Here is an 11,964-nt window from a genome sequence, read left to right on the forward strand (position 1 = left end):
GGTGATCCGCTACGACGCTCTGGACGCCCTTCCCGTACGCAGTGCCCTTCCGGGGCTGACCGACGCTCTGGAGGGGCCCGGCACGGCGGTCCTCGTGGCGCCGCCGGGCACCGGCAAGACCACCCTGGTCCCGCTGGCGCTCGCGGGCCTGCTGGACGGCGCCTCGCCCGCGCGGAGGGTCGTCGTCGCGGAGCCGCGCCGGATCGCCGCCCGCGCCGCGGCCCGGCGGATGGCGTGGCTGCTGGGCGAGAAGGTCGGCGGGAGCGTCGGCTACACCGTGCGCGGAGAGCGGGTCGTCGGACGGCACGCGCGCGTGGAGGTCGTCACGACGGGTGTGCTGGTGCAGCGCCTCCAGCGCGACCAGGAGCTGGCCGGGGTGGACGTCGTCGTCCTCGACGAGTGCCACGAACGCCACCTGGACGCGGACACCGCCGCGGCCTTCCTCTGGGACGTGCGACAGGCCCTGCGGCCGGAGCTGCGTCTGGTGGCCGCGTCGGCGACGACGGACGCGGCGGGCTGGGCGCGGCTGCTGGGCGACGCTCCGGTGGTCGAGGCGGAGGGCGTCTCGCATCCGGTGGAGGTGGAGTGGTCGCCGCCCGCGCGTCCGGTACGGCCGCCGCACGGCATGCGGGTCGATCCGGCGCTGCTGACGCATGTGGCGTCGGTGGTGCGGCGGGCGCTGTCCGAGCGGGACGGGGACGTGCTGTGCTTCCTGCCCGGCGTCGGCGAGATCGCGCGGGTGGCGGGACAGCTGGGCGAGCTGGGCGGGGTGGAAGTGCTCCAGGTGCACGGGCGGGCCCCGGCGGCGGTGCAGGACGCGGTGCTGTCTCCCGGCTCGGGGCGCCGGGTGGTGCTGGCGACCTCCGTGGCCGAGTCGTCCCTGACGGTCCCCGGGGTCCGGACGGTCGTCGACTCCGGTCTGGCGCGGGAGCCGCGCGTCGACCACGCGCGCGGGCTGAGCGCGCTGACGACGGTACGGGCCTCGCAGGCGGCGGGGCAGCAGCGGGCGGGCCGGGCCGGGCGTGAGGCGCCGGGAGCGGTGTACCGCTGCTGGGCTGAGGCGGAGGACGCGCGGCTGCCGCGGTTCCCGTCCCCCGAGATCAAGGTGGCGGACCTGACGGCGTTCGCGTTGCAGACGGCGTGCTGGGGAGATCCTTCGGCCGCCGGTCTGGCCCTGTTGGACCCGCCTCCCGCGGGCGCGATGGCGGCTGCCCGCGCGGTGCTGTCGGCGATCGGGGCGGTGGACGAGTCGGGGCATGCGACCGACCGGGGAGCGCGACTGGCCAGGCTCGGCCTGCACCCCCGCCTAGGGCGGGCGTTGCTGGACACGGCCGCCGGGGGCGCGGAGGTGGTGGCCCTGCTGTCCGAGGAGGCGCCTCGGGAGTACGGCGACGACCTGGCGGCGGCGCTGCGGGCGGCTCGGCGTGGGGGTGACGGCTACTCGGGGCGGTGGCGGGCGGAGGTGCGACGGCTGAAAGGTGTCGGCGGGGCTTCGGACTCCGTCGCGGGGGATGACGCGCTGGCCGGAACCGTGGCGGCGCTGGCGTTTCCCGAGCGCGTCGGCCGGGTCGAGGGCGGGTCGGTGCTGATGGCCTCCGGGACCCGGGCCGAGCTGCGTGAGGGCTCGCCGCTGCGCGGGGCGCCCTGGCTGGCGGTCGCCGTGGCGGACCGTCCGGTGGGCAAGGGGCACGCGCGTGTGCAGCTCGCTGCGGTGGTGGACGAGGAGACGGCCCGGTCGGCTGCCGCTCCCCTTTACTCCGAGGGCGAGGAGGTCCACTGGGCGGACGGGGACGTGGTCGCGCGCCGGGTGGAGCGGCTGGGGGCGATCGAGCTGACGGTGCGTCCGCTGCGGGACGCCGCCCCCGCTCTCGTACGCGACGCGCTGCTTGAAGGGCTACGGCGGGAGGGGCTCGGTCTGTTGCGGTGGTCGCCGGACGCGGTCGTACTGCGGCAGCGGCTGGCGTTTCTGCGGATGCATGTGGGCGACCCATGGCCGGATGTGTCCGACGACGCGCTGCACGCGCGGGTGGACGAGTGGCTGGAGCCGGAGCTGGGACGGGCGCGGCGGCGGGCGGATCTGGCGCGGATCGATGCGGGGGCGGGGCTCGGGCGGATGCTGCCGTGGGCCTCGGGGGAGGCGGGGCGCCTGGACGAGCTGGCGCCCGAGCGGCTCACTGTGCCGAGTGGGTCCAGAATCCGGATCGACTACGCCAACCCTGAGCAGCCCGTCCTCGCGGTGAAGTTGCAGGAGATGTTCGGGCTGCACGAGTCGCCGTCGGTGGCCGGGGTGCCGGTTCTGGTGCACCTGCTGTCCCCCGCGGGGCGCCCTGCCGCGGTCACGGCCGACCTCGCGTCCTTCTGGAGGGACGGGTACAAGGGTGTGCGGGCGGAGCTGCGGGGGCGGTATCCGAAGCATCCGTGGCCGGAGGATCCGGCGAGTGCCGAGCCAACTCGGCATACGGCGGCTCGGGCTCGGCGTCAGGCCGGGGGCAGCTGAAGGGCGAACAATGCGTTGGCGGTGCCTACGCCGATGATCTGTTCGTCGACGGGGGCGACGGACCAGATGTCGGCGCCCACATGGACGTTCGCGACGGGGTGTGCGGAGCCGGGTGCGTAGAAGAGGAGCCGTTCGTCGGAGGTGACGGCGACGAGGACGTCTCGGGCGCCGACGAGGACGAGGTCAAGGATGTCCGTGCCGGACGGAAGCTCCCATTGCTCGGCGTCCCAGGAGTCGGCCAGGCTCTCGACCGACAGGGACCGCTCACCGGGGCTGTAGCACGCGATCGACGCCCTCCCCTGCCACCGACCCAGGTCGAACACGAAACCGTCGCGCTTCAGCAGCGGTGGTGTCATCGACCGGTCCGCCCCTTCCTGGGCGAACCGGTGGACCGAGATGCTCTGCGACCCGGTGCCTCGGTGCCATTGGCCGACGCCGAGCCAGAGGACGTCACCGTCATCCACCGTGCGCAGGCTCATGTCGGTGGAGACCCCGCCGCAAGGCAGTTTCTGGATCTCTTTGCCGGTCAGGTCCCAGAGCACCACCGCGTCCCGCATGGCGGTTTGCGTCCCGGCCAGCATCCGCCGCTCGCCCAGGCGGACGACGGTCACATTGGACACGACCGCCATCCTCGAGCCGAGCGGGACGGCGGGCGCCCGGGCGGTGTCCAGAACCCTTGCGGTACGTCGGGAGAGCGCGCCCCGCACCGCGTCGTAGAGCACGAGCGGCAGCCCGGCGTCAGCGGACCGCCCGAGCCAGCTCGGCTCACGGTCCAGCTCGTCCAGCCGCTCGCCGGTGCGCGGGTCGTAGAGGGTGAGGGGTCCGTTGCTGGTCGCCAGCACGCGCTCTCCGCCGAACTCGGCGGCGACGCAGTGCTCGCCCAGTCCGTGACGTGTTCGATACGCAGGCTTCCCCTTCCGCTCGTCCGGCAGCAGGTCCCACACCCGTAGGCCCGGGCCGTTGCCCGCGGTCACCAGTTCCGGACCCGCGCCTGGGCCCTGAACCACCGCCCACGCCTTGACCTTTCCGCCCGTCGGGAGCTCGGCTCGGGACCAGATGCCCCAGTTCTTCACTGTGACGGACGTTCCGGTGTCCAGCGCGCAGCACGATTCCCCATCCAGGGTGAAGAAACCCAGCCCTCTGTGAACCCCTGGAAGGAGCCACTCGTGGACCACGCCGCCGTGGCGGAATCCTCGCTCCTGGTAGGAGGCGAACGCCCGCAACCCGTGGGACGTCATGACATGGACCTCACCACGCAGCACGCCGAGGCTCTGCACTTCGTTGCCCCGCCCTCTGCACCGGGCTTCGCCCACGACGGACCAGCCCCGCCGGGGGTCGAGCCGCCAGGTGGCGAGCTGCGCGTTGCGCCGTCGCCACCACGAGGTGTCCGACACCTTCGTCCCTGTGGCGGCGGCCAGGACCACGTGCCCGTCCTGTCTGCCGAGCGCCACATGGAAGGAGCCACCGGGCCTCGGTTCCGGGAGGCCGTCGATCCGGGTGAGCTCCCGCCCTGTACGGACGTCCACCAGCCGTACCGTGTGCGACTCCCCGAGGGCGACGACGCAGGCGCCGTCCACCTCGGTCGCGGCCACGGCCTCGGGTCCGGCCGCGCGTGTCCACAGGTCCGGTCCGAGCGACAGCCCGGTCACCACGTCGGCCACCGATACAGCGAGTGTCCCGGGGTGCCGGGACACTACCAACAACCACGGTTCCTCGGTCTCACCGCATGAGGACACGGCGAGCACCTCCCCGTCCGTCGGCGGCGAAAGCTCGGTCAGCCCCTCCCCCGTCTCGGGGTCCGACAGGTGTATTCGGCCCTCCTCAACGGTCGCGATGACCTGCCGCCCCTCCCACTTCACCACGCTGAGGTCCGTCACAACCGTGTCCGAGTCCCCCAGCGCCCGGTAAGGAGCCGACGCCGCATGCGCCCACAGCACCTCCCACGGGCGGTGGGGGAAACGGGACCGGATCGCCGCGACCAGTGTCTCCGCGTTCTCCTCGAGCGCCCGCATGTGGAGTTGGGCCGCGCGGTCCCCTTCGTTCAGCCGCTCGGACGCGAGGATCGGCGCGCAGCGCAGGTACGCGGCCCGTGCGGCGACGGACTCCGGGCGGGTGACCACGGACAGGGCCCGCCGCAGCGCGACCGGCTCCGCCGTCAGCAAGAACTGCGGCTCCAGGACCAGTTCGTCCAGCAGTCCCGCTGCCGCCGCGTGCGTGGCCGCGTGGCCCTTCAGATAGGGGTCCGCGAGGCTCCAGTCACGCATGCCCTTCTCCACCGGCACCAACTCCAGCAGCGCCCCCGCGATCCGCTCCCCCGTCCCCGCCGCCGCCTGTTCCCGCAGCGCGTCCGCGAAAGACTCGTGGTACAGCCGGTACACCGACCGCCCCGCCGCATCCGTGTCCTCCACGATCAGCTCGATCAGCTCGCCGCCCGCCGACAGCGCCTGTCGGATGTCCTCGGGTCCGACCGGGCTGCCCAGTACCGCCGAGGCCATCGCCTGCCACACCCCCGTCGCGGGCACCCCCTGCCCCTCGGCGAAGGCCAGCGGCGTGAGCAGGGCGCGGGCCCGTTCCTCCTGGCGGGGCATGCGTTCGCGCAGGGCCCAGCTGAAGGCGGCCTCGACGCCTGGGCGGGCGATCTGCTGGGTGAGCGAAGGGAGTTGGCTCTCCCAGCCCTCCGATCCCGTGTCCAGCGGCCGCGGCCTGCGCGCCAGGGGGCGGGCGATCAGGCGGGCGCACAGGTAGTTGTCCCCGGCCCGCGCGGACACCGCCACCGCCACCGGTGCCGCCGTCTTCTCCGTGTACGGTCCGCTCGACCCCTCCCCGTCCGGTGCCAGCAGCAGCTTGCGCGCGTACCGCTCGATGTCGCCGGGGCCCAGCCACCGGGGGTCCGCCAGGTCGATGCGGGTGAAGGAGGGGCCCAGGGCATCCGCCACGTGCGGGCGGGCGCCCACCAGCAGCCGTACACACGGCACTTCCCCCAGTTCACGCAGGAACGACCGGGCGATGGCCTGCGGTTCCTCGTCCGCCCCTGCCGTGCCCGCCTCGTCCAGCGCGTCCACCATGACGACCAGCCGTTCCGTGCGCTCGCCCAGCGCCGTCAGCAGTTCGTGCCGTCCGGCACCCGGCACGCCCGCCGCGTCGGCCACCCCTGCCACGATGTCGTCCAGCAGCTTGTGCCGGGCGTGGATCGCGGTGTCGATGCCCGAGGCGGGCGTGGGGACCGAGGGGTCCAAGTCGTCCAGCGCCGCCCGTGCCCGAGGGTCCGACAGCAGCAACAGCCGCCCCAGCAAGGAGGACTTGCCGACCCCCGCGCCACCCGTGACCAGCACGCTCCGCCCGAGGTCCGGCGAGTCGTCGTCCAGCCACGCCGTCAGCTCGCCCAGCACCGCCGCACGCCCGGTGAAGTACGACGCCGTCCCCGTCGTGACGTCGCTGCCCCGCCCCCGTGGGTCGAAGTGACTGACCCGCTCCTCCTGGCGCCGGCGCGCCTCGCCGCTCAGCAGCCACACGCGCTGTTCCGCGAGGTCGAGGCCGGCCGGAGTGCCGGGGGTGTAGCGGGGGTTGGGGAAGAAGGGGGTCTCGCCGTCGGCGATCAGGGTGCCGTGGACGGCCTTCTGGAACTCGCCGCGGGTACGCAGGGTGCCGTTGATGTGCTGGACGATGTCGCTCAGGTGGAGGTGGCGTTGGTGCGGGCCGCCGAGGAGGGGGTCCGAGACCGCCTCGCGCAGGGCTCCGGCGAACGCCCCGTCCGTCGCCAGGTCCTGGGGTCCGGCCGCCGCGATGTACGAGAAGTCCGTCATCCTGCTCGCGTCCACCGCCGGGGCGGCCAGGCTCCCGGCAAGGGCGCGCAGCGCGTCCACGGCGCCCTGACCGGCGTAACACGTATCGAGGATGAGCAGGATCCGGGTCAGGCCGTTCTCGGCGAGGATCTCCACGATCCGTTCGGACTCGACGGCGGAGCTGCGCAGTTGGCCGGACTCGCTGTCGCGGCACATCAGGAAGTGGCCCTTGTCGTCGCGTTCGCCGTGGCCGGTGTAGTAGAGGACGACGACGTCCTCGCTGCGGTCGGCGCGGCGGGCCCAGTCGGCGAGGCCGCGTCTGAGGCCGTCGGCGGTGGGGTTGTGGAGGCGGTCGCCGTCCTCGTAGCCGAGGCTGCGGAACACCTCGGCCACTGTGTCCATGTCCGGTGCCGCGCGGGGCAGCGGGGGCAGTTCGTGGTCGTAGGAATCGGTGCCGCTGACGACGACCGTACGGCGGGTCATGGCCGGAGTCCGGCTGCTACGGCGGCTCCGGTCGGCGCGGCGGTGAGGTGGGGGACGATGTCGTGGGCGTGGCTGCCGTTGTCGATCAGTACGTCCACCACACGGCCGCCGTCAGGGGACTTGAAGAGCGGGGACAGTTCCTTGGTCAGGGCCACTACGTCCGCTCGGTCGCAGATGTTCGTCCACTCGCGCAGAACCGGCGGCCAGGTCGCGCTCGGGCGCAGGCGGTCCAGGACCACGCCGGGGATGCCGAGCGGGGAGCCGAGGGTCACCAGGGCGCGCACCGGCCACTCGGGGTGCGCGCACAGGGCCTCGTAGGCGATGACGCTGCCGAGGGAGTGGGCGACCAGGACCCGGGTGTCGTCGGTGACCGCCTCCGCGACACTGCACTGGACACGGTCACGGGTCTCGTCCTCGGTGAGGTAGCGGCGGACCTGCTTGAGGATGCCGATGAGGAAGCGGTCGGTGAAGCGGGACGGCAGGAGGCGGCTGATCGCGTGCAGGGCGCGTTGCACGGTCTGCGGGGTCGTGGCCTTCGTCGTCGCGGCAGATGACGGTGGTGGGACTCTGTCGGGGGCTGTGCGGGCCGCCTCCTGCCACCACGCCATCAGCAGGTCGGTTTCCAGGCCCTCGGTCACATCTCGGTGCGTCCAGGGGTAGTCGTCGCTCTTCGCACCGGCGGGTCGGAACCAGTGGCCGTAGAACGCCACTTCGATGTCCTCGGGCTTCAACTCCGGTGCGGCCGCCGCCCTCATGCCGTCCCGCAGCGCCGGCGCCACTCCCCCGTGCAGCGTGTGCGGTCCCAGGTACTGCTTCCCGATGCCGTGTACGACGACGACCTTGGCCATGACTGCGGCCTCCCCCGATGCTGCGTGCGCCAGTCATGCGGGATCGTACAACTCGGGCGCGGCGCTCAGGCGTTGACCGGTTCCGGCTCCGTGGCCCGGGTGGGGGCCGGGTCCCCGGGCCGGCGGTTGCGGGCCTCCAGGTAGAGCGCGAGGGAGAGCAGGAGGATGCCGAGGGTCAGGAAGCCCCAGGGGAGGTACGACGTCATCAGCAGGACCAGGGTGCGGTTGGACTTGACCAGGTCGACGGTGTAGTCGATGTAGTCCTCGCGCATCTTCACGTGCCCGGCGAACGCGGTGACCTTGTCGCGGTCGCCGAGGAGCGTGCCGCCGCGCAGTTCCTCCTTGTGGATCTCCTCGCCGTAGACGGGGGCGCCGGTGAGGGGTTCGACCCAGAACTTGCGGACGGTGGTGTACCAGCGGGTGGTGCCGGTGTCGGCGAGGGACTCCCGGGAGACGCCGTCGACGGGGAGCTTCTTGGGGTAGGGCACCTTCGTCCACGGGATGGTCTGCTCGAAGTAGTAGACCTCGACGCCGCGGAAGTCCTGGGTGCCCTTGTAGTGGATCGGGGCCGAGGTGCGGGTCTGGGCGTCGAAGTACTCGTAGGACCGCTTCTCCGTCAGGAACGGCCACTTGAACTCGATGCCCTCGCGGCGCACGGGGTCGCCGTCGACCATCTCGCCGGTGGCGTGCACGGGTTCCTGGGTGTGGGCGTCGAAGATGTAGCGCTCGGGGATCTGGGAGACCATCTCGCCGTCGGGGCCCTCGACATAGGACAGCCCGTCCCAGACCACGACGTCCCGGCCGGCCGTCCTCTCGATCTTCTCGGAGGCCTCCACGTTGCCCTTGAGGGTCTGCACGATGGTGACCTTGGAGACCTTGCGCGCCTTCATCGTGCCGTAGTCGAGGAGGGTGGCGTCCTTGGCCTCCAGGACCATGTCCTGGTACTGGTTCGCGGGGATCTTGGCCAGGCGCGGGAAGGCGTACCAGCGCAGCATCGGGGACAGCGCGGCGAAGAACACGGCGAAAGCGAGCAGGATCAGACTGGCCTTGCGGCTCATCTCGGCCTCCCTCCCGGGCGGTTACGGGCGTGTGGGCACCGTTACGGGTGTGCGGGCACCGTCGTCAGCATCGGCTTCGGGGAGGTCTCGCCGGTCGGCGCGCCCAGCGCGGTGAGGGTGAACACCAGGGCGAGCGCGACGGCGAGACCGGTCGCGGCGGCGATCAGGGCGCGCACGGTGCCTCCCCACGGACCGGAGCTGATAGGTCGTCAGGTCCGGCACCGTAGCAACGGGCGGGCGAGATGAGAACACGTCGCACACGACGACGGCGGCGCCCTCCGCCGGGGAGGGCGCCGCCGTCGTCGTACCGAAGGGGTCTACGCGCTGGGGCTCGCGGACGGCGAGGGGGACTCCGTGGTGTCCGGCGTGGTCGACTCGGCCGCGGCCACGGTCAGTTCGACCGTGAGGGTCGCGCCGCCCGCGGTGTTGATGCGGAGCAGGAAGGTGCCGGTGGTGTCGTCGGCGTACAGCTTCGGCAGCTTGAGCTTGCCGTCGGCGTCCGTCTTCAGGCCGGTGAGGGTGCGTACGGGCTTGCCCTCGGCGTCCTTGAAGTAGGGGCCCTTGTCGTTCTCGGCCGGGTCCTCGGCGGACTTGATCAGGGTGGCGGTGGCCGCGACCTTGTCGGCGACGGCGCCCTTGTAGGTGGCCTTCACCTCCACCTGGTCGGCGAACTCGCCGCCGGGGACGCAGGTCAGCGCCTCCTCGCCGGTGCGGGCGAGGGTGTCGGCGGCGCGTTCGGTGACCGTGGCCGTGTAGTCGAGGCCGGGAATCGAGCGGCCCACGACGGTGGTCCGGACGATGAAGTCGCCGGTCTCCTCGCCCGCCTGGAGCGCGGGCGCCACGGCGGTGCCGCTGCTGTTCGTCAGCGCGGTGGCGTACTTCTCGCCGCCGGTGAAGGCCGCGTCGGTGTCGCCGACGATCGTGAAGCGGATGCGTACCTTGGCGACGGCCTTGCCGGCCGAGGTCTCCGCGCGGGTGCTGATCCGCTCGCCGAACGCGTCGCCCGCCATCGCCTTGAGCAGGGCGGTGTCGGCGTCCTCCAGGTGGTGCACCGTGTCGGTGGGCGTCGGCGGGGTCGTCGACGGCGGCGTGGTGGGCGGGGGTGTCGTGCCCGGCGGCGTCGGAGGCGTGGAACCGCCGTTGGCGGGCGGAGTCGGCGACTGGGAGGCCGGGGGCGTGGGCGACGGCGACGGTGAGGTCACCGCCCCGCCGCCGTCGTCGCTGCGGTCGTCGGGGATCGTGCCGGTGCCGTCGGGGATCTCGTCGACGCCCTTGCGGTAGTGCTCCAGCCACGCCAGGACCGTGTTCAGGTAGTCCGTGGAGTTGTTGTAGCTGAGGATGGCGCTCTTGAGGTCGGACGGGTCGGACAGGTCCCAGCCGAAGCGGCACAGATAGCCGCCCGCGGCGAGCGCGGCGTCGTAGACGTTGTTGGGGTCCTTCTCGCCGTCGCCGTTGCCGTCGCGGCCCGCCCACGCCCAGGTGGACGGGATGAACTGCATCGGCCCCACGGCACGGTCGTAGGAGCTGTCCCCGTCGTAGGCGCCGTTGTCGGTGTCGCTGATGTTGGCGAAGCCGTTGCCGTTGAGCTGGGGGCCGAGGATCGGGGAGGTGGTGGTGCCGTCGGCGTTGACCCGGCCGCCACGCGCGTGGCCCGACTCGACGTGGCCGATGGCGGCGAGCAGTTCCCAGGGCAGGTTGCAGCCGGGCTTGGACTCCTGGAGCGAGGCGGCGGCCTGCTGGTAGGCGTCCAGCACGGTGGCCGGTATACCGGACTCGGAGTCGGTGCCGCCCGTCCCGCCCGCGCTGGGCGAGGGCTTGGGGCTGTCCAGGGGCGGCAGGTCCGTGTAGTACGGCGAGTTGCCGGTCGCGCTGTCGTCGGCGAGGGCGTCGGGTGAGGGCGTGGTGTCCGAGGTGGTCCGTCTGCCCTGGTCGTCGACCGTCGCTCCGGGAGCCTGGGAGCCCGACAGCGCCGCGACCGCGAGCGCGGCCACGGCGGCGGTGGCCGCACCCTTGTACAGCCTCCTGCCGAATTGCGCCGACATAGAGTGAACCCCTCCCGTGGACGCCCGAGCGCCCGCCTCTGTCTGTCCCGTCGCCCTGTTGTGACGAACGGCCCGCCGTGGCGGTTGCGCTCGTGCCGCCGTTCGGTGGCGCGCCGCGAGCATCCGTCCGTTTTTGTCCGTCCGCCGGACGCACTCCCCGCGCGCCGACCCAAGTGACCCTACGACAACTTCCGCGCCTCGGGCACCCGTTCACGTCCGATATTCACCGTCCGGCCATGCGTGATACTGGGCCCGTTGATCACACCCCCAGCGAGGAGCCGCGGTGCCGTTCACCCTGAGCCACGCGGCGGCGGTCCTGCCCGCCGTCCGCACCGACGGAACGGGCCGGGGCCGACTGGTCCCGGCCGTCCTCGTGGCGGGCTCCTTCGGCCCGGACCTCACCTATTACGCGGCCAGCGGCGTGCCCGGCGCGATGGAGTTCGGCGATGTCACGCACTCCTTCGCAGGGGTGTTCACGGTCGATGTCGTCCTCAGCTGGGCGCTGGTGGGCCTCTGGCTGCTGGTGCGCGAGCCGTTGGTGGCGCTGCTGCCGACGTCCCGCCAGGGCCCTCCGGCCGCCCTGCTGCGCTGCGGTGCGCCCCGCGCGCGGGTTCGGCCGGAACTGTTGCTGTGGTGGTACGTCTCCGCCGTGCTCGGCTCCCTGACCCATGTGGTGTGGGACGCCTTCACCCACCTCGACCGCTGGGGCATGCGCCTGTTCCCCGTCCTCGGCGAGGAGATCGCGGGGTCGCCGCTGTACTGGTATCTCCAGTACGGCGGTTCCGCGGTCGCCGCGGCCGTCATCGCGGTGTTCCTGACGGCGGCGCTACGGCGGGTTCCGGGCGACGTCCCCGCGGTCGGGGTGCCGGTGCTGTCGGTGCGGGACCGGTGGCTGGCCGCTGTGCCGCTGCTCGGGTTTCCGGTCGTCTTCGCGGTGCTGCGGGCGGTGCGGTGGTGGGCGTACTGGGGGTCACGCGCGAAGCCGTGGGAGCTGATTCCGACGCTGTGCTTCGGGGCCGGGGCGGGGCTCTTCCTGGGAGTGTTGGGGTACGCCGTCGCGGTCAGGGTGTGGCGTCCTGCCCCGGTGCGGGACGCGACGCTCGTACTGCGGTAGCGAGGAGGAGCTCCGCCCAGAGGAGGACGGTGGCCGCGGGGTCGGCGGGGATGCGGGGTGTTCCGGCGGCGGGCTCGAAGGTGCGTGCCCTGTGTTTCCGGCGGAGTGCTCGTATGCCCATGCCCGCATCCTGGCGGGCA

7 protein-coding genes are annotated in these 11,964 nt (G+C 72.7%); 2 read left to right on the forward strand and 5 right to left on the reverse strand.

From position 1 onward, the window contains the following. The first annotated feature begins 1 nt into the window (after position 1). Positions 2 to 2,497 carry an ATP-dependent helicase HrpB gene (gene hrpB, locus STRCI_RS10885; RefSeq protein WP_269658679.1) on the forward strand — a complete coding sequence of 832 codons (2,496 nt, stop codon included), beginning with the start codon at positions 2 to 4 and terminating at the stop codon, positions 2,495 to 2,497. Here hrpB and STRCI_RS10890 read toward each other — a convergent pair. From STRCI_RS10890 to STRCI_RS10910, 5 genes are all read right to left on the reverse strand, one after another. Next, a complete protein-coding gene (locus STRCI_RS10890; protein WP_269658680.1) occupies positions 2,479 to 6,762 on the reverse strand; it encodes a caspase family protein in 4,284 nt (1,427 codons plus the stop codon). The two genes, hrpB and STRCI_RS10890, sit on opposite strands and share 19 nt — an antisense overlap. After that, complete coding sequence (locus STRCI_RS10895) at positions 6,759 to 7,610, reverse strand: alpha/beta fold hydrolase (protein ID WP_269658681.1); 852 nt, start codon at positions 7,608 to 7,610, stop codon at positions 6,759 to 6,761. Before STRCI_RS10895 ends, STRCI_RS10890 begins: the two co-directional genes overlap by 4 nt. Positions 7,611 to 7,675: 65 nt before the next feature. Then, positions 7,676 to 8,668, reverse strand: a complete 993-nt coding sequence (pgfA, locus tag STRCI_RS10900) for a cell envelope lipid trafficking protein PgfA (RefSeq protein ID WP_269658682.1) — start codon at positions 8,666 to 8,668, stop codon at positions 7,676 to 7,678. A 41-nt stretch (positions 8,669 to 8,709) separates the two neighbouring features. Then, positions 8,710 to 8,844, reverse strand: a complete 135-nt coding sequence (locus STRCI_RS10905) for an SPW_0924 family protein (RefSeq protein ID WP_269658683.1) — start codon at positions 8,842 to 8,844, stop codon at positions 8,710 to 8,712. A 141-nt stretch (positions 8,845 to 8,985) separates the two neighbouring features. Then, entirely contained in the window at positions 8,986 to 10,710 is a 1,725-nt protein-coding gene (locus tag STRCI_RS10910) for a lytic transglycosylase domain-containing protein (RefSeq protein ID WP_269658684.1), read from the reverse strand. Positions 10,711 to 10,993: 283 nt separating this feature from the next. On the opposite strand from STRCI_RS10910, the gene STRCI_RS10915 reads away from it, so the two are divergent. Beyond that, positions 10,994 to 11,824 carry a DUF4184 family protein gene (locus STRCI_RS10915; RefSeq protein ID WP_269658685.1) on the forward strand — a complete coding sequence of 277 codons (831 nt, stop codon included), beginning with the start codon at positions 10,994 to 10,996 and terminating at the stop codon, positions 11,822 to 11,824. Positions 11,825 to 11,964: the final 140 nt, after the last annotated feature.

This window comes from Streptomyces cinnabarinus (genome assembly GCF_027270315.1).
Taxonomy (GTDB): domain Bacteria; phylum Actinomycetota; class Actinomycetes; order Streptomycetales; family Streptomycetaceae; genus Streptomyces; species Streptomyces cinnabarinus.

Coding starts and splice junctions, on each gene's coding strand:
- STRCI_RS10890 (WP_269658680.1), bottom strand. CDS start 6,762: ATGACCCGCCGTACGGTCGTCGTCAGCGGCACCGATTCCTACGACCAC.
- STRCI_RS10895 (WP_269658681.1), bottom strand. CDS start 7,610: ATGGCCAAGGTCGTCGTCGTACACGGCATCGGGAAGCAGTACCTGGGA.
- pgfA (WP_269658682.1), bottom strand. CDS start 8,668: ATGAGCCGCAAGGCCAGTCTGATCCTGCTCGCTTTCGCCGTGTTCTTC.
- STRCI_RS10910 (WP_269658684.1), bottom strand. CDS start 10,710: ATGTCGGCGCAATTCGGCAGGAGGCTGTACAAGGGTGCGGCCACCGCC.